The 26,582-nt window shown below is 29.1% G+C and carries 25 protein-coding genes; 7 read left to right on the forward strand and 18 right to left on the reverse strand.

The window, feature by feature from the left end:
- Positions 1 to 3 precede the first annotated feature (3 nt).
- The 9 genes from LEBU_RS07040 to LEBU_RS07080 all read right to left on the reverse strand — a co-directional run bounded on the left by LEBU_RS07040 (position 4) and on the right by LEBU_RS07080 (position 8,492).
- Positions 4 to 585, reverse strand: coding sequence for a TMEM175 family protein (locus LEBU_RS07040; protein WP_015769648.1), 582 nt, complete (start codon positions 583 to 585; stop codon positions 4 to 6).
- A gap of 219 nt (positions 586 to 804) precedes the next feature.
- Positions 805 to 1,389, reverse strand: coding sequence for a TMEM175 family protein (locus LEBU_RS07045; protein ID WP_015769649.1), 585 nt, complete (start codon positions 1,387 to 1,389; stop codon positions 805 to 807).
- A 131-nt stretch (positions 1,390 to 1,520) separates the two neighbouring features.
- Positions 1,521 to 2,141, reverse strand: coding sequence for a flavodoxin (locus tag LEBU_RS07050; protein ID WP_015769650.1), 621 nt, complete (start codon positions 2,139 to 2,141; stop codon positions 1,521 to 1,523).
- 47 nt (positions 2,142 to 2,188) lie between these two features.
- Positions 2,189 to 3,181, reverse strand: a complete 993-nt coding sequence (locus LEBU_RS07055; RefSeq protein ID WP_015769651.1) for an alpha/beta hydrolase — start codon at positions 3,179 to 3,181, stop codon at positions 2,189 to 2,191.
- Positions 3,182 to 3,222: 41 nt separating this feature from the next.
- A complete protein-coding gene (locus tag LEBU_RS07060) occupies positions 3,223 to 3,525 on the reverse strand; it encodes a carboxylesterase family protein (protein WP_041760609.1) in 303 nt (100 codons plus the stop codon).
- 7 nt (positions 3,526 to 3,532) lie between these two features.
- Complete coding sequence (locus LEBU_RS07065) at positions 3,533 to 4,435, reverse strand: alpha/beta hydrolase (RefSeq protein ID WP_015769652.1); 903 nt, start codon at positions 4,433 to 4,435, stop codon at positions 3,533 to 3,535.
- 90 nt (positions 4,436 to 4,525) lie between these two features.
- The gene (locus LEBU_RS07070; protein ID WP_015769653.1) at positions 4,526 to 6,196 is read right to left on the reverse strand and encodes a carboxylesterase/lipase family protein; all 1,671 of its coding nucleotides are present in this window, start codon (positions 6,194 to 6,196) and stop codon (positions 4,526 to 4,528) included.
- Positions 6,197 to 6,483: 287 nt separating this feature from the next.
- The gene (locus tag LEBU_RS12290; RefSeq protein ID WP_083767531.1) at positions 6,484 to 7,227 is read right to left on the reverse strand and encodes a cupin domain-containing protein; all 744 of its coding nucleotides are present in this window, start codon (positions 7,225 to 7,227) and stop codon (positions 6,484 to 6,486) included.
- A gap of 200 nt (positions 7,228 to 7,427) precedes the next feature.
- Positions 7,428 to 8,492, reverse strand: a complete 1,065-nt coding sequence (locus LEBU_RS07080) for an alpha/beta hydrolase (RefSeq protein WP_015769654.1) — start codon at positions 8,490 to 8,492, stop codon at positions 7,428 to 7,430.
- 149 nt (positions 8,493 to 8,641) lie between these two features.
- Here LEBU_RS07080 and LEBU_RS07085 point away from each other — a divergent pair, with 149 nt between their 5' ends.
- Complete coding sequence (locus tag LEBU_RS07085) at positions 8,642 to 9,493, forward strand: LysR family transcriptional regulator (protein ID WP_015769655.1); 852 nt, start codon at positions 8,642 to 8,644, stop codon at positions 9,491 to 9,493.
- Positions 9,494 to 9,609: 116 nt separating this feature from the next.
- Here the strand turns inward: LEBU_RS07085 and LEBU_RS07090 are convergent, their stop codons facing one another.
- The 3 genes from LEBU_RS07090 to LEBU_RS12295 all read right to left on the reverse strand — a co-directional run bounded on the left by LEBU_RS07090 (position 9,610) and on the right by LEBU_RS12295 (position 11,764).
- On the reverse strand, positions 9,610 to 10,455 hold the full coding sequence (locus tag LEBU_RS07090; protein WP_015769656.1) for an aldo/keto reductase: 846 nt from the start codon (positions 10,453 to 10,455) through the stop codon (positions 9,610 to 9,612).
- 197 nt (positions 10,456 to 10,652) lie between these two features.
- Positions 10,653 to 11,360 (reverse strand): hypothetical protein, encoded by a 708-nt coding sequence (locus tag LEBU_RS07095; RefSeq protein WP_015769657.1) that lies wholly within the window; start codon positions 11,358 to 11,360, stop codon positions 10,653 to 10,655.
- Positions 11,357 to 11,764, reverse strand: a complete 408-nt coding sequence (locus tag LEBU_RS12295) for a hypothetical protein (RefSeq protein WP_015769658.1) — start codon at positions 11,762 to 11,764, stop codon at positions 11,357 to 11,359. Before LEBU_RS12295 ends, LEBU_RS07095 begins: the two co-directional genes overlap by 4 nt.
- A gap of 379 nt (positions 11,765 to 12,143) precedes the next feature.
- Between LEBU_RS12295 and LEBU_RS07105 the strand changes: the two genes are divergently transcribed.
- Entirely contained in the window at positions 12,144 to 13,292 is a 1,149-nt protein-coding gene (locus tag LEBU_RS07105; RefSeq protein WP_015769659.1) for a pyridoxal phosphate-dependent aminotransferase, read from the forward strand.
- Positions 13,293 to 13,322: 30 nt separating this feature from the next.
- Positions 13,323 to 14,753: a 23S rRNA (uracil(1939)-C(5))-methyltransferase RlmD gene (gene rlmD / locus LEBU_RS07110; protein ID WP_015769660.1), complete on the forward strand. Its 1,431-nt coding sequence runs from the start codon at positions 13,323 to 13,325 to the stop codon at positions 14,751 to 14,753.
- 290 nt (positions 14,754 to 15,043) lie between these two features.
- Here rlmD and LEBU_RS07120 read toward each other — a convergent pair whose 3' ends face one another.
- The 4 genes from LEBU_RS07120 to LEBU_RS07135 all read right to left on the reverse strand — a co-directional run bounded on the left by LEBU_RS07120 (position 15,044) and on the right by LEBU_RS07135 (position 20,582).
- Positions 15,044 to 16,375 carry a citrate/2-methylcitrate synthase gene (locus LEBU_RS07120; RefSeq protein WP_015769661.1) on the reverse strand — a complete coding sequence of 444 codons (1,332 nt, stop codon included), beginning with the start codon at positions 16,373 to 16,375 and terminating at the stop codon, positions 15,044 to 15,046.
- A gap of 9 nt (positions 16,376 to 16,384) precedes the next feature.
- Positions 16,385 to 17,386, reverse strand: a complete 1,002-nt coding sequence (locus LEBU_RS07125; protein ID WP_015769662.1) for an isocitrate/isopropylmalate dehydrogenase family protein — start codon at positions 17,384 to 17,386, stop codon at positions 16,385 to 16,387.
- Positions 17,387 to 17,588: 202 nt separating this feature from the next.
- Complete coding sequence (locus tag LEBU_RS07130; RefSeq protein WP_015769663.1) at positions 17,589 to 19,559, reverse strand: aconitate hydratase; 1,971 nt, start codon at positions 19,557 to 19,559, stop codon at positions 17,589 to 17,591.
- 324 nt (positions 19,560 to 19,883) lie between these two features.
- On the reverse strand, positions 19,884 to 20,582 hold the full coding sequence (locus tag LEBU_RS07135; RefSeq protein WP_238974476.1) for a phosphatase PAP2 family protein: 699 nt from the start codon (positions 20,580 to 20,582) through the stop codon (positions 19,884 to 19,886).
- 158 nt (positions 20,583 to 20,740) lie between these two features.
- Between LEBU_RS07135 and LEBU_RS07140 the strand changes: the two genes are divergently transcribed.
- The 4 genes from LEBU_RS07140 (at position 20,741) to bioB (ending at position 24,820) form a co-directional block, all read left to right on the forward strand.
- Complete coding sequence (locus tag LEBU_RS07140; RefSeq protein ID WP_015769665.1) at positions 20,741 to 21,388, forward strand: response regulator transcription factor; 648 nt, start codon at positions 20,741 to 20,743, stop codon at positions 21,386 to 21,388.
- Positions 21,385 to 22,686, forward strand: coding sequence for a HAMP domain-containing sensor histidine kinase (locus LEBU_RS07145; RefSeq protein WP_015769666.1), 1,302 nt, complete (start codon positions 21,385 to 21,387; stop codon positions 22,684 to 22,686). Before LEBU_RS07140 ends, LEBU_RS07145 begins: the two co-directional genes overlap by 4 nt.
- Positions 22,687 to 23,109: 423 nt before the next feature.
- A complete protein-coding gene (locus LEBU_RS07150) occupies positions 23,110 to 23,685 on the forward strand; it encodes a biotin transporter BioY (protein ID WP_015769667.1) in 576 nt (191 codons plus the stop codon).
- A gap of 118 nt (positions 23,686 to 23,803) precedes the next feature.
- Positions 23,804 to 24,820 carry a biotin synthase BioB gene (bioB, locus tag LEBU_RS07155; protein ID WP_015769668.1) on the forward strand — a complete coding sequence of 339 codons (1,017 nt, stop codon included), beginning with the start codon at positions 23,804 to 23,806 and terminating at the stop codon, positions 24,818 to 24,820.
- Positions 24,821 to 25,008: 188 nt separating this feature from the next.
- On the opposite strand, the gene LEBU_RS07160 is transcribed toward bioB, so the two are convergent.
- Positions 25,009 to 26,151 (reverse strand): S1C family serine protease, encoded by a 1,143-nt coding sequence (locus LEBU_RS07160; RefSeq protein ID WP_015769669.1) that lies wholly within the window; start codon positions 26,149 to 26,151, stop codon positions 25,009 to 25,011.
- A gap of 123 nt (positions 26,152 to 26,274) precedes the next feature.
- Complete coding sequence (locus tag LEBU_RS07165) at positions 26,275 to 26,532, reverse strand: YggT family protein (RefSeq protein WP_015769670.1); 258 nt, start codon at positions 26,530 to 26,532, stop codon at positions 26,275 to 26,277.
- Positions 26,533 to 26,582: the final 50 nt, after the last annotated feature.

Below are 26,582 nucleotides of genomic sequence, written 5' to 3' on the forward strand. Positions count from 1 at the left end.
TGTTTACCTTCTTCTTTTTGCCGCCTTATATTGTGCGGGAAGTACAATTCCAAGTAAAGTAATATAAACACTTATCATCATTGCAGGCGGATAAAAGGTGCACGATATTATTAACCCCATAATTTTTATAATTATATCAATACTTAACCATCTCATCCTTATTTTTAATGATTCCTGTGATTTCTCATCGTTTCTATTTGCTTTTCCTATCAAATGCCCAGAAATTATATTACAAAATGTAACAGCCAGAACTATTATCCCATAAAATCCTTGTGCTACACTACTGTTGTAATATGAAGTGACAAAAGAAGTCACATAAGGAAAAAACGAAGAAAAAAACAGTAAAACTACGTTTCCCCAGACAACTGCCGGTGTAATGTATTTTATTTTATGCCATTCATTATGCAGATTTACCCACATTGTTCCAAGCCAGAAAAATGAAATCGTATATGCAAAAAAATTTACTCTTAAATTCCAAAGGGCTTTTAAAGTTGCTGTTTCAGGCTTTTTTAGCTCTAATATGAGAATTGTCATAATAATTGCAAGTACGGCATCCATAAAAGCTGCAAGTCTTTCCTTATTCATAATCAAACTCCATTCCATGATTTTATAATAATAGTACAATTGTATCATAAATCAGTAGAAAATTCAATTTTCAGTTTTTCATATTCTTCATCTGAAACTTCTTCAAACCACTCTGCATCTCCAGCTGTAATGGCAATATGTGAAAACCAGCTGTCTTTCGTTGCTCCATGCCAATGCTTTACATTTTCATGATCAGTATTAGATTTACTACTCCTATTATTAATCCCTTCTTCTTTTTATTGCCTTATACTGTTCCGGAAATGCAATTCCAAATAAAGTAATATAAACACTTATCATCATTGCTGGCGGATAAAATATACACGATATTATTAACCCAATTATTTTTATACTTATATCAACTTTTATCCATCTTATCATTATTTTTAATGATTCCTGCAATTCTTTATCATGTTTATTCACCTTTTCTATCAGATACAACGAAATTATATTGCAGAATGTAACAGCTAGAACTATTATCCCATAAAATCCTTGTGCTACACTACTGTTATAATATGAAGTGACAAAAGAAGTTACATATGGAAAAAATGAAGAAAAGAAAAGTATTACTACATTTACCCAGACAATTGACGGTGTAATATATTTTATTTTATGCCATTCATTATGCAGATTTACCCACATTGTTCCAAGCCAGAAAAATGAAAGCGTATATGCAAAAAAATCTACTCTCAGATTCCAAAGGGCTTTTAAAGTTGCTGTTTCAGGCTTTTTCAGCTCTAATATGAGAATTGTCATAATAATTGCAAGTACGGCATCCATAAAAGCTGCAAGTCTTTCCTTATTCATAATCAAACTCCATTCCATGATTTTATAATAATAGTACAATTGTATCATAAATCAGTAGAAAATTCAATTTTCAGTTTTTCATATTCTTCATCTGAAACTTCTTCATACCACTCTGCATCTCCAGTTTCTATTCAGTATTTTAAGCTTTTCACCCAATCTACAACCTCAGATTCATTATAACTGCTGGAAAATCTTTGTCCATCAACCCAGTTTCCTGTTTTTGTCAATTTTTTCAATCTGTTTCCGCTAGTCCCATCTCCTGTTGACATTGATGTACCAAACGGAATTACAGTTTTTCCAGTAAAATCATTTTTCTTAACAAAATCATCCAGAACCCAGGAAGCCTCTCTCCACCAAATCGGATACCCGATAAATACGGTATCATATGAAGAAAAATCAGGAATAACCGCATTTTTCAATTCTACATTTCTACTATTTGGGTTATCATGTTCTCTGTTAACTCTACTATTTTTATCAGTCCAATTCAAATCATCACTTGTATACTCGTTTTTTACTTCCAATTTAACCAAATCTGCATTCGTTTCTCTCGCAATAATTTTAGCAACTCCTTCAGTTGTACCTGTCTGTGAATAATATACAACTAAGACTTTTCCGTTCCCTTTTTTTGCATTTCCGTTTTTTCCTGAATTTTGCTTATTTACTGCTGAAGAATTATTTCCACATGCAATAAATCCAAATAATACTGCCATATTTAAAATTACTTTACAAAATCTATTTACAAAATTTTTCATTTTTTTGCCTCCTGTTTTATTTTTAAATATACTCTATATTCTTTGTTTTATAAATTTTTATTATAAAACTGTGTCAATTTTCCACTAATTTCTTTCACAAACTCAGGCTTCCAGTAAGTTTGAATATGAGTCGCACCTTTTACTAAAAATAATTCTTTATTATTTGTTCCAGTTGCATTTTTAAAAACTTCTTCTGTCATATACAAACTATCAGCCTTATCTCCAGCTATCATTAATAATGGTTGATTTATCAAATCTACATTAGTGTTAACATCAAAAGACATTAAATCTAATAAGCTACTAACTGTATTATTAGTTTGAGAATTTGGGTGTTTATGAGTTACTCCATAATATTCATAACCATCTCTATACAATTCAAAAGGTAATGCTGCTATTTCTTCTTTTGTCATTCCATCTGCAAAAGCTGGTGTGTATCTAACTTCTCCACCTGCTGCTTCTTGTGCTCTTGCATCTGAAGCATCTTTTAAACGAGTTTGTATAGTATCCATTTGTGTACGATTATATCCATTACGTCTAACATCACCTGTATTAAACATACTTACAGTCGCTACAGTTTTAAATCTTTTATCTGTTTGTGCTACTTTTATTGAGTAGCCACCTCCACCACAAATTCCTAATAAACCTAATCTATTTTTATCTACACCAGGATATTGAGTTATGAAATCAGCTGCAGCTCTTATATCTTCCATACGATTTGCAGGTTTATCTACATAACGAGGTTTTCCTCCACTTGCTCCTTGATAAGCAGCATCAAAAGCTATTGTAACATATCCTTGTTCTGCTAATTTTTGTGCATATAACCCTGCAACTTGTTCTTTAACTCCACCATTTGGGTGTGCCACTACTATTGCTGGAAATTTACCATTTGGAGTATAACTTGCAGGTTTGTATACATTAGCTGCAATATCAATTCCATTAATTTTATAACTTACTTTTTCTACATTTACCTTTCCTTTTTCATTTTTTGTAATCGCTCCATCATATACAAATGTAAAAGGATTATTTCTATAATTTGCCATTGCCATACCTCCTATTAAAAATGTCATAATTGATAATAATTTTAGAAATTATAGCCAGGTGCTAATAATCTCATTAACTCTTCATCATGTTTATGTTTTATTTCTGACTTATCGTTAAAAATCATAACTGTCCCATTTTTACGATTATATGGTTCCCATTTTGGTAAACCTTCTGCATTAGGATTCCCTGTTCTTGCAAAATTTATCCAAACTTGACTAATTTTTCCTGCTAATTTATAGGCATCCTTTCCTCTACCTTTTAAAGTTCCTTCAACTTTATCTATATTATTAAATACAAATGGAATTTCTGCTGTGTTGAAAGACATTGCCATACCCTCAACCATAAGTTAGTCACTTTTCATATCTTACACTTTGCTTTTCCCAAAATTTTATAGCACTATCTATCCAATTTTCTGCTGAAGTTCTAATGCCTAATCCAAAGCCATGCTCTACATTTTTATATTTATGAAATTCTACTTTTAAGCCTGCTTTTTTCATTTCATTAAATCTATTTTCAACAACTCTTGGATTAGCAATTCCATCTCTGTCACCAACTGCCATAAATGTAGGAGGATCATTTAGTGTAAAACTAGCTAATCCTGTGTAAAGCATAACTATTGTATTGGGTTTAGTATAATTTTTTTCTCCAAAAGAAACTAAACCTCTTGAGCCAATTGCTGCAACCATCCTAGCTCCTGCTGAACTTCCCCATAAAGAGTAATTATTTATATCAACTTCAAATAAATTTTTATTTTCAATTATATATGATATTGCTCTTGCTAGGTCCTGAGTTGCCCTATAACCATCTTCAACTCTATATTGTAAAACAAAAGCATTATAACCTCTTTTATTTAATTCTATTGCATAAGGAAAACCCTCATGTATAGAACCAACATAGGAAAAGCCTCCACCCGCATTGATTATAGCAAAAGGTACATTTTTATTTCCTTTAAAGAAAAATATTCCTGTATTTGCTTTGCTCTTATCTTCTTTTATTTCTTTATCGGTATAAATTTTATAGAATATCTCTTCACCCTTTTCACTTCTATCAATTATATAATTAATACTCTTTAAAGTTGTATCAGTATTTATATTATTATGATATGGTAATAAATAAGCTATATCTTTTAATTTTGAGTTTGGATTGTAACCATGTTCAAGAGGTAAAATAAATTTTGAAAACTCTTTTATACTTGGATAAGTTAAAAGTTCTTTTATTGTACTATCTTTATTTAAGTATTCTTTTTTTAACATTTTTTCTCCTCCAACACTTGCTTCTATACTTTTTATATAGAAAAAGTTAATAATAATTAAAATTAATATATTCAGTCTTCTCATAATATTTTAGAAATTATAGTCAGGTGCTAATAATTTCATTAACTCCTCATCATGTTTATATTTAACTTCTGACTTATCATCAAAAATCATAACTGCTCCATTTTTAGTATTATATGGTAACCATTTTGGTAAACCTTCTGCATTAGGATTCCCTGTTCTTGCAAAATTTATCCAAACTTGACTAATTTTTCCTGCTAATTTATAGGCATCCTTTCCTCTACCTTTTAAAGTTCCTTCAACTTTATCTATATTATTAAATACAAATGGAATTTCTGCTGTATGAAAAGACATTGCCATACCATCAATCATAGGATTATCCCAAGCAAAAATATAACTATATACTGGTGCTCCATTTTGATCTGCTTTTAATCTTGTTGTTTTCAATGTTTGTTTTCTTAATAAAGCATCAACATAAAGTGCATCTACTGCTTTTCTTTCTAGATAAGCCTTTTTAAATTCTTTCGCTATTGCTTCTGCTCTATCACCATATTTTTCTTGCATTTTCTTTTTTATTTCTGCATTAGTAAAAGTATTTTTATTTTCAACTTTGTTATTTGATAATACAAATGGCATTGTTTCCCATTCTGTTAAGTTAGTACCTATTAATAAAGGAATATCTCTTGATTGTTCTGAATATTTTTCTCCCACAGGTTCTACTGGAATATAGCTATCTAATTTAGGTGCCCAATCAAGTCCTGGTTGTCCAGTTAAAACATTTTTATAACCTTGTTCCTCAGCTGTTTTTGCTAAGGCTTTTTCTGTTGCTTCCATAACTTTTTCATAAGGTATTTTTTGAATTTCATCTATATTTGTTGCATTTAATCCTAAATTTTCAAGAGTTAATTCTGCAACCCTTCTAGTTGTTTTTTCAGGCAAAAGTGTCATACCCATTTCTTCCACTGCACCACTTTCAGATATTGCTTTATGAAATAAACCTTTTGCTGCTGGTGTAGCCATAAGAGTTAAAACTTTTGCTCCTCCTCCTGATTCTCCAAATATAGTTACATTATTAGGATCTCCTCCAAATTCTTCTATATTATCCCTTATCCATTCAAGAGAAGCAACTAAATCCATAATTCCAACATTGGCTGAATTTTTATACTTTTTTCCATAAGCTGATAAATCTAAGAAACCTAATAAATTTAATCTATGATTTACTGAAACTATTACTACATCTCCTGTTTTACTTAAATTTTTACCATCATAGAAATAATTTTCAGCAGATGAACCACTTCTAAAACCTCCACCATGTAACCATACCATTACTGGTCTTTTCTTTCCATCTTTTATACCAGGAGTCCATATATTTAAATTATGAGAATTTTCACTCATTTCTAATTTAGGTCCTGCAAACCAACCTCCACTTGAAACCATACTCTTACCTTGCGAAAAATATGTTCCAAAAGTTACAGTTTGTTTAACTCCATCCCATTTTTCTGCTTTCTTAGGTGGCATAAATCTTTCAGCAGTTGCATAAGGAACTCCTAAATAAGTATATATACCATCTTGAACAAAACCTTGAATTTTACCATACTCTGTTGTAGCCACTGTATTATTTTGTTTTACATTATTTTCTATTTTTTTAACTACATTTTTATTTTCATTTGTTTCAGAAAATGATAAATTTCCAGTTCCAATTTGTAATAAAAATAAAGCTACTAATAAGATTTTTTTCATTTTTCAACAACTCCTTTTAATCTATTAGATGAATCACTATCAACTTCTTTATTTAAAATATTTACAACTTTTTCTAAATCACTTTTTTTAATTCCTAAATTAGTTATTAAATTAACATGTGAAGCTAATTGTGGCTCTCCACCTGCTATTGTAGAAATAGTTGAAACTGTTGTTAATTCTCTATTTACATAGTTTAAATTATCTCTACTAAATAAATAACCAAATAAATGTGCCTTTAAAGCATAGTCAACTCCATCAAAATTTTGTAATAATCCACTGCTATCTCTTTAAGATAAAATACTTAAAGTTTCTGTTCCATATTCATAGTAATTTATATCCCCCTTATTTGTAGGAACTTTCCCTTCAATATCTTTTTTACCATTAACTTTTCTTTCTTCTAACACTTGATTTAATGTAATCATTCCATTTAATGCTCTTGGAAAACCTACATAAGCATATTGATGATTTAGAATTTCTCTTATTTCATTAACAGTTAAACCTTTATCTAATCCATTATTTAAAGCTATTTTTAATTTATCTAAATCTCCTTTTGCTGTATTAGCTGCTATTGAAACAATAGCTAGTTGTTTTTCTGTCAAAGAAGTATTTTGTTTATGTTTCTCAATAGAAATTTTCAATCTTTCTTCTATTGGTTTTTCATTTAATTCAACTTTTTCAAACCAAGTAGTTGTATTATTTTTAACATCAGGTGTTATTACTAAGTGGGACATTGAAGTTGTTTCCCCAGCTCCATGCCAATGTTTTACATCTGCTGGTATCCATACAACATCACCTTTCTTTACATATTGAATTTCCTTACCCCATTCTTGAACTCTACCTTCTCCCTCAGTTATATATAAATATTGCCCTTTTGAATGTGAATGCCAATTGTTAACTGCTCCAACTTCAAAATCTACTATTGCAACACTATCCTTAGATATATCAATTTGTGGTAAGATTGCAAACTCTGCTTCTCCTGAAAAATATTTTGGATCTGCCTTAATATATTTTAAATTTTCTTTTTTAGCAATATTTAGATTATTTACTCAATTTGCCATAATTAAATTTCCTCCCAGTAAAAAAATTATAAAAGTTAAGATATATTTTTTTATTTTTTTCATTCTTTTCCTTCCAAATTTTATTTTAAGAATCAAAATTATTTATTTTAGCATTTTTTTATTCCACATGAACTTTATCAAGATTTTCATGTGCTTTTATCACTCTGCTATTTTTATTTTGCTAATCCTTTTTCTTTCATCCATTTTTCCATAGCATTTGCTACTTCTCTATTATTTAAATCTGCCATCATAAAGTGTGTACTTCCTTTTATTCCTATATCAGGTAGCATTACAACTTTTACATCTCCACCTGCTTCATTCATCATTTTTTCCCATTTTTTAGCTAAATTTACTCTTATTCTCCAATTATCTAAGCCCCAATTATCAGTTAATTCAGTTGGAATATTATCACCAAAATAAACCACTATCGGAATTTTAGTTAATTTTTTAAATTCAGTCTCAGATACTTCATAGCCACTAGCTGGAAATGGACTTGTTGTTTTTTCAACTTCTGGTAATTTTCCTTTTGGAAATGGGAAAGTTCCAGGTTCTAATGCAATTACTCCTTTTACTTTGTCAGAAGCTATGGCAGTGTCCCAACCAGGTCCTCCACCAGCAGAATGAGTTACCAAAACTCCATTTCCTGATTTTTCAAAAACTTTTACCATCGCATCACTTATAACTTTTTGGTCAAAATCTCCAGTATCAGGAGTCATTTGTCTAAAAAACTGTTCTCGCGATTCCTTATCTCTAGGGACTGAAACATTGTCATATATATTTGGCCATTGTCCTATACGAAAATTATTATACCAAAGCTGGTCATCAGGTCTTGCTGTTAAATTTCTTGGAACTGTTGACTGTCCAGCTCTACCACGTCTAGGCTGGTCAACAATATATGTACTGTATCCTTTTTCCAAAAATATATTTTGAAATCCATCTCTGCCATCAGGTGTACTTTCCCAACTTTTTCCTGACTGTCCATACCCATGTAAAAATACAATACTATTCTTTTTTGCTTTTACTGGCTTTTGATAAAATACATAGGCATGATCTCCATGTAATGTTTCCCCATCAAAATTCGTAGGCTCCGAATCTTTATATTCTCCCGGTGATGTTACAACTGTTCCTCCTGCCATAAAACTTCCCTGTTCTTTAATTGTTACAGGCTTCTGAAATCCAAAACTTGCAGTTGCTGATAATATCCCTATTGCCATTAATAATATTAAATTTTTTTTCATATATAATCTCCTTCATTTTCTTATTTTTATTTCCTTATCTTTATATATAGTTATAATACTAAAATTTAAGATAAAAGTACAATACCGTTTAGAAAATGTGCTATAATTAAAATGCATACTAGAAATAAAAATTATATGAGGTGATTTATATGATAGAATTGGAACAACTTAAACAGCTTATTGCGTTTGCAACATATGGAACATTATCAAAAGCTGCTGAAGAGTTGTATATTTCACAGCCTGCACTTTCCCGTTCGATACAAAAGCTAGAAAAAACTTTAGAGGTTGAACTTTTTGACAGGAAAAAAAATAAGATGGAATTAAATGAAAATGGAAAAACTGTTATCCAGTACGCAGAAAAAATATTGAATCTTGTAGATGAAATGGAAGAAAAAGTTAATAAAAATAATCAGGTTCTAAATAATTTTTCAATTGGTTCATGTGCTCCAGCTCCATTGTGGGATATGATTTCATTATTTGGAAGATTTTATCCTGAAAAATATATTCTTCATAAAATAGAAAATAATCTTCAGTTATTTGAAAAACTTAAAAATGGCAGTTATCAGATGATTATTCTTTCTGAACCTATTGATAATTCTGAATTTTTCTGCATAAAATACAAAACTGAACAATTATTTTTATCAGTTCCTTTGCAGCATCCACTGGCTAAAAAGAAGGAAATACATTTTTCAGATATTACAGATGACAGAATGCTCTTATTCAATCCAATCGGAATATGGAAGGATGTAGTTTTAGAAAAAATGCCTAATATGAACTTTCTTATCCAAAACGACAGGATTATTTATCAGGAATTAGCTGAAATGCAAAATTTACTTCATTTCCGTTCAAATTTCACACTTGAACGTGAAGACAATTTCAAAAATAATATTTCAATTCCAATTGCTGACAAGGAAGCAAAAATGACTTTCTACTGTGTCTGTAAGAAAAATATAAAAAATGAAATTGAGAAACTTTTTGATAGTTTTAGTAAAAATTCTTAAAAAACATGAGGGGTCCTTTCCCTCATATTTTTATATATTTCTATTTTCATTAATTTATCCTATAGCCATTTTTTCTGCAAATCAAGAAAACTAAATTTTTGATTTCAAAATTCTTATTATAATTTTCTTCCATTAAGCCATTTTACTATTTCTACATCATCATGGTTTAAAAATAAACTTTCCTTTTTATCAAGTTCAGATATTTTTCCCATATCCTCACTGTTCAATTCAAAGTCAAATACATTAAAATTTTCTTCAATTCTGTCTTTTCTTGTTGATTTAGGTATTGCAACTATATTTCTTTGAATTAGCCATCTTAAAACTACCTGTGCTACAGATTTATTGTATTTCTTACCAATTTCAGATAAAATTTCATTTGTAAATATTCCATTTTTCCCTTCTGCAAAAGGTCCCCATGATTCTATTTGAACCCCATATTCCTTCATTATTTCATTTGCTTTAACCTGCTGATTGAAAGGATGTGTTTCCACCTGATTTACAGCTGGCACTACTTCATTATTCATAATAAAATCAACAAGTCTGTCAGGATAGAAGTTACTTACACCAATTGCTTTTATTTTCCCTTCCTTATACAGCTCCGTCATCGCTCTCCAAGCTCCATATACATCATTAAATGGCTGATGTATCAGATATAAATCAATATATTCCAAATCCAATTTTTTTAAAGATGTTTCAAATGCCAATTTTGTTTTTTCATAATTCGCATCGCTTACCCATAATTTTGTTGTAACAAAAATTTCTTCTCTCGGTATACCGCTTCTTTTTATAGCTCTTCCCACAGCTTCTTCATTCCCGTATGACGCAGCTGTATCAATTAATCTATACCCTGCTTTTAACGCATTGTAAACCGCTTCCTCACATTCCTTCGCATCATCAATCTGAAATACTCCAAATCCTAATATTGGCATTTTTACTCCATTGTTTAAAGTTACGTATTTCATAATATTCCCTCCTAATTTTTATATATCAGTTTTTTAATTACAATTATACTTTCAATCTTCTTGAATTTATTTTATCAAAATTTTTTTCTAAAGTACAATACCAATTAGGAAATGCACTATAACTAAAACACATACTAGACATTTATAATTTCAAAAAAAACTAGGATTTCTCCTAGCTAAAAGATTTCTTATCATTTTTACTCTTTTCCTATTATTTTTTTATAATACACATACCATCGAGTTTCCCATCTTTTTTGTACGCACAATCTAACTAAATCTTCTTCATTTTGAATATTATTCTGAGTAATAATCTTGTGTGTTTCTTTATTTATAATAAGACCGTTATCTACTTCAAGCTGTAAATCTGGATATATGGCTGCACTTCGGATATGTGAAAATTCTGCAGTTTTTAAGTTTAATGGAGCTCTTGTTAATTCATCGACAGTTATACTGTGTTCTTTTATTCTTCGTTTTTTCAATTTTTTTCTTTCTTCTGCAATACTTTCATAATATCTCGCTCTCAATACTTCAGCTTTGTCAGAATCTTTAATCAAATAATATAACTTTTCAGAATATCTTATGTAATCCCTTTTTCTAAATGTTGGCGTAGCATCAAAAACAATAGAGAGAAGATTGATAAAATCAGTTCCAGATATATATTCAGAAACAGGTAAACCTATTAAAGCAAGATAATAGTTCACCAATTCTTTTTTTATACGTGCTAAAATATGTAAATATCTATATTTAATCCAAACTATTCCTTTTTCATCAAGAAAAGCTCCTTTAATCCAAGCATTTTCAATGGAATTAACCCATGTTTTACTTAAGTCTCCAGAATTAATCTGTCTTATAATATACTCCAAATCATTGATTTTAATCAATGTTTTACTAATTTCATATTTCATTTTCTAATCATCCCTTTGTATAAATTTTCTAATGACTGCATCGCCTCTGTAGCTTTAGGATGCCTGCAAATATCAGGGTGTATTTTTTTTACCATTTGTTTATACCATTTATTAGCCTTTTTTTCATCGGTATAAAACTCGTAAGACACTCCCAAAAAGTCCATCTGTAATTTTCCATTTAATTCTACAAGATAAAAGATATTTTTAGACACTTCATCTTTAAAATACATATCTTCCTGTGTCTTTGGTAAAATATATTTTTCGTACAAATTTTGCCAAGAACGTGCAGTTGCTTTCTCTATATTTAAAATTTGTGCCACATTTTCTTTAGCTTCTTTAAATGTTTTAAACACTTTTTTTAAATCTTCAACTGATTTTATATCATAAATACTGTTTCTCTCCATTTAAAATCCCTTCTTTTCCTACACTAATTCATTTACTTTCCTACTCAAAAACTCTTATATTTTAATTATACCATATTTAATATAAACTTCAAATGTAGAAAAAATAATAAAAAGTTCAACAAATACATAAAATCTCACTAAGTCTCTTTCGATTCTTTCCGCATAATTAAATCCCAACCGTCTGCTGTTCCGTATATATTGTTATCTAATTACACTAAAATTATTTTAAAACTAAACAAAAAAAATCATAATTATCCTGCTCAATTCCAAAACTTTATGTATTTCCCATCAGTTCAATTCCAAAGAAATTCAAGTATACTACAACTAAAAAATATGGTATAATTACTGATAATAACTTACAGATAAGGAAGGTTTTAAAATGTATATAAATCCAATTATTGAAGGAATTGAGATTTCCGATATTAGAAAAATTCATGAAAGATTAGTAAATTATAAAAATGTGATAAATATGACAATTGGGGAGCCTGATATTGATGTTCCGCAGGAAATTAAAGAGGCTGTGGCGTATCATGCCTTAAATAGCAGAATAAAATATTCTCCTGTGGGAGGGATGCCAGAATTAAGGGAAAAAATTGCCAAGTATTATAATGAGCAGTTTTTGGGAAATTATAATGCTCAAAATGTTTTGGTAACGGTTGGTTCTACAGAAGGGCTTGCTTCGGTTTTGAAAACTATTTTAGCAAAAGATGATGAAGTGATTATTCCAACACCTGCGTATGTGGGATATGAGCCATTGATTACGATTTCTGAGGCGAAAACTAAATTTGTTGATTTGGAAGAAAATAATTTTGTGTTGACAAAAGAAATTTTAGAAAAAAATATTACTGATAAAACTAAATTAATAATTTTGACATATCCGAATAATCCTTCTGGAATTACGCTTGCAGAAGAGGAAATGGTTAAAATTGTGGAATTTTTGAAAGATAAAAATATTTACTTGATAAGTGATGAAATTTATGCGGCAATTACTTTTGAAAAATTTACTTCCTTTGCAAAATTTTCTGATGAATTGAAGGAACAGCTCATTATAATTAATGGATTTTCAAAATCACATTCAATGACAGGCTATAGACTTGGGTATATTATTGCCGATGAAAAATTACAGAATCAAGTGAAGAAAGTTAGCCAGTATAATGTAACAAGTGCATCAACATTGTCACAATATGGAGCAATTGCAGCCCTTGACAAATGTTCTGATACAGCGAAAATTTCTGAAATTTATAAAAAAAGAGTGGAATATTTTGTAAATGGGATAGAAAAATTAGGTTTTAAATGTTTAAAACCTAAAGGGGCGTTTTATGTTTTTGCAACTTACAAGAATATTGAGAAGTTTAAAAATATGAAATCATTTGATTTTGTTCTTGATTTATTGGAAAAAAACGAGCTTGCGATTGTACCTGGAATTACATTTCAAGTGGAGGGGTATGTAAGATTTTCAATTGTGCATGATATTCCAGTATTGGAAGAGGCTATAAATAGGTTGGAAAAGTATATAAAAGAGAAGTAAAAATGATAATTTAGAAAATTGGAGAAATTAATGGAAAAAACGGAAAAGAAAAGTTTGAAAAAAGGAGACTTGATACAGTTAAAAATTGTAAATCTCGATACTAAGGGCAGAGCCTATGGCTTTTTTGATGAAAATAAAATTTATGTGAATATTAATGCTGCAGAAAATCAAGTTGTTGAAGGAATTTTTGTAAAAAGGCGGAAAAAGTTTGAGCTGATACATTGTAAAATTATTGACTTTGCTGGAAGGCAAAATGTGATATATGATGATATTGAAAGACAAAATGGAGGCTGTAACTACCAGTATTATACATATGACGAGCAACTTGAAATAAAGACAGAGCATATAAAAAAAGAATTAGATAGGATTATTAAGTATGATTATATTTTTGAAGAACCTGTCAGAAGTGTAAAGCCTGATAAATATAGAAATAAAATGGAATTTAGCTTTGGAAATGCTGCAAAAGGAGGGCCTATAATTTTAGGACTTCATAAACAGAACAGCTTTCATGACATTGTAGAAGTTGATGGACTGAAATTAATGGATGATAATTTTAATAAAATTTATGTTTTTTGTAATGAATTTTGTAAAAAGACAGGTTTTGATTTTTATCATAGGCTAGATCATATAGGTTTTTTTAGAAATCTTGTAATTAGAAAGGCAGAATTTACAAAACAGATTTTGGTAAATATTGTAACAACGACACAAATTAGTGAAATGGAAAAGGAAAAATTTCAAAAGGAGTTTAAGGAAGGATTATTAGCCTTAAATTTAGATGATAATTTTAAAATTACTGGAATTTTACACACATTTAACGATAATTTTTCGGATATGGTTATTTCTGAAAGTGAAACGATTTTGTATGGAGAACGTGATTTAACAGAGGAAATTTTTGGATTAAAATTTAAAATCAGCCCATACAGTTTTTTTCAGACAAATTCCCAGACAGTTGAAAAATTATATGGAAAAGTCTTAACATACCTTGAAGAAATTGAAAATATAAAAATTGATGAAGCAACAGTTTTTGACTTATTCAGTGGAACTGGTACAATCGGACAAATTGTTTCAAAAAAGGCAAAGCAGGTTTATGGAATCGAATTAGTGCCAGAAGCGGTAGAAAAGGCTAATGAGAATGCAAAATTAAATAATATTCAGAATGCACATTTTATCGCAGGAGATGTTTTTGCAAAATTGGATGAGTTTGATAATGATGGAATCAAGCCAGATATTTTAATTTTGGATCCGCCACGTGCTGGAGTAGGTGAAAAAACTATCACAAAGCTGGTAAAATACAATACTAAAAATATAATTTATGTGTCTTGTAATCCAAAAACTTTGATGACGGATTTGATAAAATTTGGGGAGTTTGGGTATAGACTAGTTAGGTGTTCGGTGGTGGATATGTTCCCGGTTACGCCGCATTTGGAGGTTGTTTGCTTGCTAGAGAAATTTAAAATTTAATAAAAGAAATGAACAGTTAAAAGCAATAGTATCGCATAGCTTATTAACTACAGCATTTAATGTCTTGAATATTTTATTGCCAAACCCCATTTGTCTTATTTGTTTCCAAATTTGTTCAATGGGGTTTATTTTTGATGTATATGGCAATATATGTGTTAGTATGGTATTTCCTGAAATTTTTAAGTTTTTTGATTTATTCCATTCCGTCTTATTAATTAGGTTTCATATAAACTATAGCTTTTTTAATTTTTATCAATTTAATTTAAAACGACTTCAAGTATATTTTAAAATTATAAAAATACATTTCCATCTTCATCAATTGCCTTATAGGCAGGTCTTATTAATTTTTTATCCACAAGAATCTGCTCCATCCTATGTGCATTCCAGCTAGCTATTCTTGACAATGCAAAAAGCGGTGTAAATATATTTGGCGGTATATTCAAAAGTTTATAGACAAATCCTGAATACAAGTCAACATTTGCACAAATTTCAAAATCTTTGCCTTTCAGTTCCTTCCCTATTTCCTTCGTAAATTTTTCAACATTTGAAAATAACTCAAATTCTTCAAGTGCATCTTTTTCGCGTGCAAGTTCACGGGCTCTTTTCTTTAAAATTACAGCACGTGGATCTGATACTGTATAAACTGCATGCCCCATTCCATAGATTCTTCCTTTTTTGTCAAATAATTGTTTTTCAAATATTCCTTTTAAATATTCCTTTAGTTTGGCTTCATCATAAGGATTCGTGTTTTTTTTCATATCTTCTATCATTTGCGTAACCATTGAATTTGCTCCGCCATGCATAGGCCCTTTTAATGAACCAATTGAAGCGGAAATTGATGAATAAGTATCCGTCCTCGTGGAAGAAACTACGTGTGATGTAAAAGTTGAATTATTTCCTCCACCGTGTTCTGCATGAATAACTAAAATTAAATCCAGTATTTCAGCTTCCAGTGGTGTAAATTTATTGTCAATTCTCAGCATATGAAGAATATTTTCCGCAATGCTGTATTCCTCCACTGGATTGTGAATTATCAAACTTTCATTAAAATGCTTGTAGTTACAGGCTTGATAACAATAAACAAGTAAACTTGGAAATTTTGCAATTAAATTTAATGACTGGTCAATAAGATTTGATAAATCAACGTCATCTGGGTTTGAATCCAAAGTATAAAGACACAAGACTGCCCTTTGAAGCTGATTCATAATATCTGCACTAGGTTTTCGTAAAATAAAATCTTCTATAAATTCATCAGGCAGGTGACGATACTCTTTTAATGTACTTATAAACATCTTTAATTCAAAATTCGATGGTACTTTTCCAAAAAGTAGTAAAAACATTGTTTTTTCAAAGGAAAAAGATTTTTCTTTTCCAAATTGTTTTATAAGTTTATCAATTGCTATTCCTCGATAATAGAGTTTTCCTTCCTCTGGAATTTTTTTTCCTTTTTTATCCACCGTATACCCTTGAACCGAACCGATTTTAGTAAGCCCAACTAAAACACCTGTTCCATTTTTATTCCTAAGCCCCCTTTTCACGTTTAACTTGTTATAATCATCATCAGAAATAGAATTATTCTGGTTAAATAAAATGCCGAGTTCATTTATAAAATCACTTTTCATAACGCCCTCCTATCCTAAATTTTCAATAATTTTTTTTGTAAATTCAGTCGTTGTAGCATTTCCACCTAAATCTCCAGTTTTACAGTCACTTTCCAAAGTTTTTAAAATTGCATTTTCTATTTTTTGAGCAAAATCATTCAAGTTAAGATATTTTAGCATTTCCAAAGATGAAAGCAATAATGCAAGTGGATTTGCTTTATTTTGCCCTGCAATGTCAGGTGCTGAACCATGTACAGCTTCAAAAATCGCAATATCATCTCCAATATTAGCTCCAGGAGCAACTCCAAGCCCACCTACAAGTCCTGCTACAAGGTCCGATAAAATATCTCCGTATAAATTCATCGTAACAATCACTTTAAATCTTTCTGGATTTGTAACAAGCTGCATGCACATATTGTCAATAATAAGTTCTTCTAAATCAATTCCTTCGTAATTTTTTGCAACTTCCCTTGCAATTTCTAAAAACATTCCGTCAGTATATTTTAAAATATTTGCTTTATGAACAACTGTAACTTTGGAAATTTTATTATTTTTTGCATATTCAAATGCACTTTTTATAATTCTTTCGCTTCCTTTTCTAGTAATTCTTTTTATAGCGATTGCACTTGTTTTTTCCTCATCTTCAAATTTTTCTTCTCCAATGTAAATTCCTTCTGTATTTTCACGAAAAATTGCCAATTCAATATTTTTATAACGTGTTTCAATTCCTGGTAAATTTCTTGACGGTCTAAAGTTTGTATACAAATCATATTTTTTTCTAAGATACACATTTATGCTTCTAAAACCTTTTCCAATTGGCGTAGTAATTGGTCCCTTTATAGCAATTTTATTTTTTTCAACGCTTTCATAAAGGCTTTCAGGAATTAACTCCCCAGTTTTTTCATAAACATCTGTCCCTGCATTTTCAGTTTCAAATTCAACTGGAACTTTTGCAGCTTTAAAAATTTCAACTAAACTTTCAGATATTTCATATCCAATCCCATCTCCAGGTATTAATGTAACTTTCTTCATAATAAATCACTCTTTTCTTTTTTCAATTTTTAATTTTTATATAAAATTCTTTCTAAAAATATATCAGATTTGTTTGATAACTATGTAAATTTAGAATTATAATGAAATGAATACTATTAAACAAGGGGTCTTGACCCCCTGTCATAAATAAAAAAATATTAAATTATCAAACAATATAACTTTTAAATTTAGTTTCTAAATATTAACTTAAAAATTCATCACTTGTAGCAAATTTTAAGTATCCTCCAAATTTCAGTATTTTTAATTCTCTTTCAGAACCATTAAATTTTGCAGGAAATTCAATATTTTTTGTAATATTTTTTATTATAAATGTTCCATTTTTTAGTGAATTTTTTATGTCCGATAATTGTAATTCATCGTACTCATCAATTTTATTGTAGTCTTCCACATTTTCAAATTCTAATGGGATAATTCCGCTATTTATTAAGTTTGCTTTATGGATTCTCGCAAAGGATTTTGCAATAACTGCCTTTATTCCAAGATAAAGTGGCAATAATGCAGCATGTTCACGGCTCGAACCTTGTCCATAATTTTCCCCTCCGACAACGATTCCTCCATTATTTTTTTCAGCTCTTTCCTTAAAATCTGGAATAATTGTTTCAAAGCAATGTTCAGATAATTTTGGAATATTGGAACGGAACGGTAATAGTGCCGCATTTGATGGACAAATGTCATCTGTTGTAATGTTGTCTTTTGTTTTTAAAATCACTTTTTTAGTAAAAGTATCTTTTAGCTCTTCTCCAATTGGAAATGGCTGGATATTTGGTCCCATTATAATTTCTACTGCTTCTCTTTCTTTTTTTGCTTCATTTTCATCAGCATTTGGAAAAATAAAGTAATTGTCTGATGTTTCAAATTTTTCAGGCTCTTTTATAATAATTTCTTCCCCTAATTCTCTAGGGTCTGTCAAATATCCTGTAAGTGCTGATGCTGCCGCTGTTTCTGTACTCACAAGATAAACTCCCGCACTCATTGTTCCACATCGTCCCTTAAAGTTCCTGTTAAATGTTCTAAGTGAAATTCCATTAGTTTTTGGTGCCTGCCCCATTCCAATACAAGGTCCGCACGCAGCTTCTAGTAATCTTGCTCCAGCGGCAATAAATTTTGCCAAAGCATTGTTTTCTGAAATCATTTTCATAATATTGCTTGAACCTGGCGATAAAACAAGACTTACATCAGGATGTACTCTTTTTCCGTCTAAAATCGCCGCAAGTTTCATAAAATCCGAATAAGATGAGTTTGTACAAGAACCAATCGCAATTTGGTCAACTTTTAATTTTTCTTCAGGAATCTCATGTACATTGTCAGGACTATGTGGAAATGCTGCAAGCGGTACTAATTCATCCAGATTGACAATTAGCTTGTCATCATAAAAAGCATCTTCATCTGGCAACAGTTCGACAAAATCTTCTCCACGTGACTGTTTTTCTAAAAAAGTCTTTGTGTATTCATCGCTTGGGAAAATTGACGTTGTTGCCCCTAGCTCCGCTCCCATATTTGTTATTGTTGCCCTGTCTTCAACTGACAATGATTTAATCCCTTCTCCAGTATACTCCATTACATATCCAACTCCACCTTTTACAGTCAATTCCTTCAAAACATAAAGAATAACATCCTTAGCCGATACCCAAGGCTGTAATTTCCCTCTTAATTCGATATTATAAACTTTTGGAACTTTCAAGTAATAAAGCCCACGTGCCATACCAATCGCAACATCAAGCCCTCCAGCTCCTATTGCCAGCATTCCAAGCCCTCCACCAGTGGGAGTATGACTGTCAGAACCAATTAATATTTTCCCTGGTTTTCCAAATCTTTCCAAATGCAGTCTATGACAAATTCCATTTCCTGGTTTTGAAAAAATAATATTATGTTTAGCAGCCGATGTTTTAATAAATTCGTGGTCATCCGCATTTTCAAAACTTGACTGCAGCATATTGTGGTCAACATATGCCACCGAAACCTCAGTTGCAACTTTATCAACATTCATCGCATTTAATTGCAAATAAGCCATAGTTCCTGTAGAATCCTGTGTAAGCGTCTGATTTACTCTTACCGCAATTTCATTTCCAGCCTTTAGCTCACCCTTTAAAAGATTTTTAGCTAAAATTTTATAAGTTAAACTCATTTTACTTGAATTTTTATTCGTAGCCATTTTGCTATCCTCCTAACTTAACTTTTCAATCATATTATTATTATAATACTAAATCATTAAATGTGTCAACGATATATAGCATATATTTTTTATATGATTTAATATATATTGTAAATCATTGAAGAAAACCTAATAAAGTTAGCTTTTTTAAACATTCAAAATTATTATTTTCATCTAAATTTTTTTTATTTGATTATCAAACAAGTTACTTCAAAAACCATTATTATAATAAACAAAAAAGACTATCTCAATAAATAGCCTTTTTCTATAAATTTCAATTAATTATTCTTTTTTTACTGCCTTCTTTTTCTTTGCTATTGCTGATTAATTAACCGCCTCAAGTTTTTCTCTGTCTTGTTTTACTTTTCCTGTTTTTCTATTTTTTTTACTATAAATAGGTTCTTTTACATAATGAATTTCGTGCATTCTATTGTACACAAATTTTGCGATAAAATAAGAAAGAACAACACTTGCGATAACATCAGTAGTCCAATGATGTATCAAATAAACTCGACTAACCCCTACTAAAAATCCTAAAATAAATAGTAACATTTTGATAACTCTGTTTTTTATGAAAAAACTTAAAATCCAAATTGTTCCCCAAATAGTAATCGTGTGCCCTGAAGGAAAAGAAGCATAGTCAGATTCAAAAAGTGAGTTATTTTTTATTAAATCTAAAATTCCATAAAATTTTTCTGGATTTGCAGTTATTGAAGGTCTTGCTCTTCCAAACAATAGTTTACATAAGTGTACGACAATTTGAGTAGAAAGTAAACTAAAAAATATACCTGCAATATACTTTTTTAAAGTATAAAATTTCTTTTTATCAAATAAAATAAAAGAAACTAATACAGCAACCACTAATAATTCAAAGTGTCCTTCTTCAAATTTAGTAATAAAACGAAAGAATTTTTCAATATTTTCTGAACCATAAAAAATGCTAGACTCTGAAAAAAACGATAAATGTTTAAAAAAGAATCTGTCAATAAAAAAAATATTATTCGTTAGTTGCAATGGTATCACCTTTTCCTTTTTTGTTTTTAGTTTATAAAAATTAAATTTAAAATTATATCTTTTTATTTTCTTAAAATTAAGATATAATATCGTTGATGACATAATAATAGCATAAAAATTAAATTTAAAAATGAATTTAACCTGAATAAATTTTAGAAAGGGAAAAAATGGGAAAAATACTAATTGTTGAAGATGAAAAAAAAATTTCACGAATTTTAAAATTACAGCTAGAGCGAAAAAATCATGAAATAACAATAATCGAAAATGGAATCGATGCATTAAATGAAATTCACAAAAAAAGAGATTTTTATGACTTAATGCTTTTGGATTTAGGACTTCCTTCAATGGAGGGAAATGAAGTTTGTAAAAATGTTAGAAAAATATCAAAAGTTCCTATAATTGTTGTTTCTGCCAAAAACAATGTAGAAGAAAAAGTTGATTTGTTAAAATCTGGGGCAAGTGACTATGTTACAAAACCTTTTGATTTTTTGGAATTAGAAGCAAGGATTAATATAAATATTAGAAAAGAAAAAATTTCTCAAATCACCTACAAAACTTTAACATTAAATCTGCAAAATTATTCCCTTTATTTAGAAAATGTCCCTATTTTATTGACAAAAACAGAATTTGAACTTGTAAAACTGTTAATTGAAAATAAGGAAGAAATTGTTTTAAGAGATAAAATTATTGAAAAAATATGGGGATGGGAAGCAAGTGACAATCTTCTTGACAGCACAATAAAAAAAATAAGGCAAAAACTAGGAAAGGAAAAAATTAAAACAGTGAGAGGAATTGGTTACATTTTAAAAATATGAAAAAAATAAAAGACAAAATAATTATTGCAAATACAGTAAGCCTTATTTTTATCTCATTTATCATTATTTTATCAATGACAATCTTTTTGATTCATACAGCCGTTGAAACAGAAACTAAGGAAATGGATAAATTAATTCCTGTTGTTATTGAAAAATTAGATAAGGTTCCAGACAATAAATTAAAAGAAACTTATGAAAAATATGATTATGCTGATAAAGAATATATTTCCCTTGCAGTTTTAAGAAATGGAAAATTCATTTATTTAACAGATGATGAAAAAAGCTTTAAGCTAAAAAAATTTGAATCAAATAAACTTAAAACAAAATGGGACAGATTTATCTATAAAAAAATTTATAATGGATACAAATCAAAATATTATGTCATACGAAATTTTGAATTTATGGAAGCGCATGAACTCTTGTACGTTATGCTTGCAATGTTTGTTTTAATAACAATCTCGATTATTATAATTTCCAAAATTGTAGCAGAACATGTCTTGACTCCGCTTTCAAATATAATTTCTCAAAGTAATGAAATGAGTAAACATAATATTGATTTACAGTTAACAAAGACACGAGATGATGAAATCGGAGAATTAATTGATGTTTTAAATGAAACTTTTAATAAAAAAAAGGAAATTATAAAAAGTCAAAAAGCATTTACTTCTAATGTATCACATGAATTAAAAACACCTCTTGCTATAATGAAAGGTTATTTAGATATACTAAAATGGGGAAAAGATGATAAAGATTTATTGAATGAAGCTATCGAAAATCTAAATCTTGAAGTAAAAAATATCGAAAGAATAATCAATACACTATTTTTAAATTCAAATCTTGAAAAAATAACTGTGAAAAAAGAAATTACTGATGTAAAACAGCTTTTCAAGAAAATAAAAAAAGATTATGAACTTCTAAATATTAAAAATGAAATGATAATAAAAGTAAATAATGAGGTAAATATTTTTGTTGATAAAAATCTAATTTCAGAAGCTTTGCGTGGATTAATTGACAACTGTATTAAATACTCCATAGGAAATATTGAATTAATTGCAAGAGAAGATGAAGTAGTCGAAATTATTGTAAGAAATTATGGAGAAGGGATTCCTGAAGAAGAAAAGAAAAATCTGTTTAATCGTAATTTTCAAGGTAAAAATGCTAAAAAAGGCTTGGGGCTTGGACTTCCAATTATCAAAGACATAATTTTACTAAACGATGGAAAAATTTATATAGAAAATAGGAAAGATGGAATTGATGTAAAAATACAGTTTAAAAAAATTGATTATAAAAATGAATGAATAAATAAGAAAATAGGCTATCTCAAAAAACTTTTAGGAAAGCCTATTTTTCTATAACTTCTGATTGTTGTTTTATCTTCTTTACTGTGTTCTTGTTTGCTGTTGTGAATAATTAAAAGCTTCTAATTTCATAGAAATATTTTTTTCTTTTCTATTTAATTTAATGATACTTTCAGATTAACTGTTTCACTAATTTTCTTAGCTGCAAACTCTCCAATAAATGCTCCTGCTAATGTTACACGTTTGCCTTAAGTCCGTATTTTGCTGCTGACGAATCTGGATAAATTTGTTGCACAAAAATAACAATTAAATCTTAGTTTATCAATGCTTCACAATGTTTAAACATCTATCATAAAATTTTATTGACTTTTTATATAACAGGTGTTATAATACTATAAAATTAAAAATAGTGGAGGTATTTTTATGAAACAAAATATTTTAAATAATGTTATAAAAATTAAAACAAAAGAAAAAGAATTTTTAAAAAGTATTTTTTTTGTATTGAGTGGAGTTATACTTTTATCAATAATGTCTCAGCTTATAATACCGCTTTATTTCACTCCTGTACCTATTTCACTAGGATCATTTGGAGTAATGTTAATAGCATTGTTATATGGTAGAAAATTAGGAACAGCAACTGTACTTTCCTATATTGCGGCAGGTAGTTTCGGAGCTCCTATTTTCGCTGGATTTAAAGCAGGTTCCTTGTTTTCGCCAACAGGAGGATATATTTTAGGATATATTGCTGCTGCATTAATTTTAGGATTCTTATCTGATAAAGGTATTGCAAAATCTTATGTGAAGACATTTCTTTCATTATTACTTGCCAGTGCCGTTATTTTGGTATTAGGTGCATTAGTATTGATATTATTTGTGCCTAGTAAAAATATATTTATGATTGGTGTGCTTCCTTTTCTTCCTGGAGATATGTTAAAAGTAGTTGCTGCAGCTCTTTTATTTCCAAGATTATGGAAATTTATAAAAACAAATAAAAATTAAGTTATTTTATTTGTTGAACGAAAAATCTCCTTTATAAAAATTTTAGGAGATTTTTTATTTATATTATTATATCTTCGATTAATACAATTTTTTGAGTACAAGGAAAGGAAAAAAAGAGATGTTAAAAAATAATAATCAAACTGAACTAGTTAAGTTTATATCAAATTTGAAAAATAAAATTATAAATGAAAAATATGAGATAACTCGTAAAGAAGCAATCTTTTTATCAAAAATTCCTAATAACGATATGGAAACTTTAAATATACTTTTTGAAGCAGCAAATCAAATTAGAGAAAAATTTTGTGGAGAGAATTTTGATTTATGCACTATTATTAACGCAAAATCTGGGAAATGCTCTGAAAATTGCAAATACTGTGCACAATCAATTCATTTTAAAACAGCAGTAAATGTCTATGGTCTTATTCCAAAAGAAACGGCACTTTGTGAAGCTAAAAGAAATGAAAATGAAGGTGCTCATAGATTTTCACTTGTGACAAGCGGTAGAGGATTTAATGGAAATGAAAAAGAATTAAATGACTTGGTTGAAATTTATGAATTTATACGAGAACACACTGATAAATTAAGTCTTTGTGCTTCTCACGGCATTTGTACAAAAGAAGCATTACAAAAATTGGCTAATGCAGGTATTTCAATGTATCATCATAATTTAGAAACATCGAGAAGATTTTATCCTAATGTCTGTACATCTCACACTTATGATGATAGAATTAATACGATAAAAAATGCAAAAGCAATTGGACTAAATGTTTGCAGCGGAGGAATATTTGGTTTAGGAGAAACTATTGAAGATAGAATTGATATGGCATTTGATTTAAAAGAATTGAAAGTCAATTCTGTTCCGATAAATATTTTAACTCCGATTCCTGGGACTCCATTTGAAAATAATGAAGCATTAGAACCATTAGAAATCTTAAAGACTATATCTATTTATCGTTTTATTATGCCCAAAACTCATTTAAGATATGCTGGAGGAAGAATTAAATTAGGAAAATATGTAAAAACTGGTTTAAAATGTGGAATCAATTCCGCACTTACAGGAAATTTCTTAACAACTACAGGAACAACAATAGAAAAAGATAAAAATATGATAACAGAATTAGGCTATAAAATTTAAAGATTTTTTATGAATCTTGTGTAGTTCTATATATCTTAATACTATTCCCCATTAAAATATAGATTTGTTATAACTTCTGTTTTATAAGAAGTTAAGCTCTCTTTTTAGAAAATAAATAAAAAGAAAAAAGGCTATCTCAAGATTTTTGAGAAAGCCATTTTTTTATAGCTTTTGATTTAAATTATTTTTTATCTTCTTTGCTGTCTTGTTTGCTGTTGTGAATAATTAAAAGCTTCTAATTTCATAGAAATATTTTTTTCTTTTCCATTTGATGATACTTTTAGATTGACTGTTTCACCAATTTTCTTAGCTGCAAGCTCTCCAATAAATGCCCCTGCTGATGTTACACGTTTTCCGTTAATTTCTAAAATTATGTCATTTGCCTTAAGTCCGTATTTTGCTGCTGGCGAATTTGGATAAACCTGTTGCACTAAAATTCCTGTTGAATGTGAAATTCTTCTTTCCTTTTTAATTTCTTCCGTTAAGTCAAGTACAGAAATTCCAATATATGGACGTTCATATTTTCCTATTTTAACTATTGAATCTTTTACATTTTCAGCCAAATTTGAAGGAATTGCAAAACTTAGTCCAACACTTCCACCATTTGTAGAATAGATCGCCGTATTTACCCCGATAACATCTCCATTTATATTAAGAAGTGGTCCTCCACTATTTCCCTGGTTAATAGAGGCATCTGTTTGAATAAAGTTTTCTACCTGTTCAATTCCTAATGAACTTCTTCCAGAAGCTCCAATTACTCCTACTGTCATCGAACTGTTAAGTCCTAATGGATTTCCAAATGCAATTGCCCAGTGTCCAATTTTTATATTATCTGAGTCAGCAAATTTTAATGGTTTAAATGTTCTATTTGCATTTACTTTTAAAATTGCAATATCTACTTCTGGAGATGTTCCAACTAATTTTGCCAAATATTCATGTCCGTCAGATAATTTTACATAAATTTCATCTGCTCCGTCAATAACGTGATTATTTGTCATCATATATCCGTCACTTGAAATTATAAATCCTGAACCTAAACTTCCTGATTCACGTCTTTGCTGTCTTCTTCCAGACGTTCCGAATAAAAATGCCTCAAGTGGATTATAAGTTTCAACTACAATCGTTTTCTTTGTTCTTATATTTACAACAGAATCTTTTGCCTTATCATAAACTGCTGCAAAGGCATCTTGTGCACTATACATATCACTTGATACATTTGTATTTTGAATAATCTGTTTATTTTGTAAAATATTAGTTTCTTTTGTAGCCGCTGCACTTGCTGTAAGTGCTGCTGTTAAAAATGATAGAGTTATAAATTTTCTCAATTTCATATCTAAAATCTCCTTTTCTATAAACTTTATATTTCTTAAATTTATATTTAAATAGATGTTACTTATTTTACTACTATTATCTTAGAAAAAATAATATTATATTTTTTTTTACTCTTAGTTTTATCAAAATCCTCCAATTGAAACTGCTCTAACTAGCAGGGATTTTACTAAATCCAACACGATTAATCCAATAATCGCTGAAATATCCAAATTCATATTTCCAATTGGGATTACTATTTTAAACATTTTTAAATATGGATCTGTAAATTTTCGTATCCATTGAAAAATTGATATTTGATTATAAGGATCAATCCATGAACCTAAAATATTTAATAAAATAAGAAAAGAGTATAAATCAAATATTTTTAATATTAAATACATATTATAAAAAACCTCCTAAAAATTTAACCTTGAAATAATTTTTCTTATCT

It is taken from the genome of Leptotrichia buccalis C-1013-b (genome assembly GCF_000023905.1).
Taxonomy (GTDB): Bacteria; Fusobacteriota; Fusobacteriia; order Fusobacteriales; family Leptotrichiaceae; genus Leptotrichia; species Leptotrichia buccalis.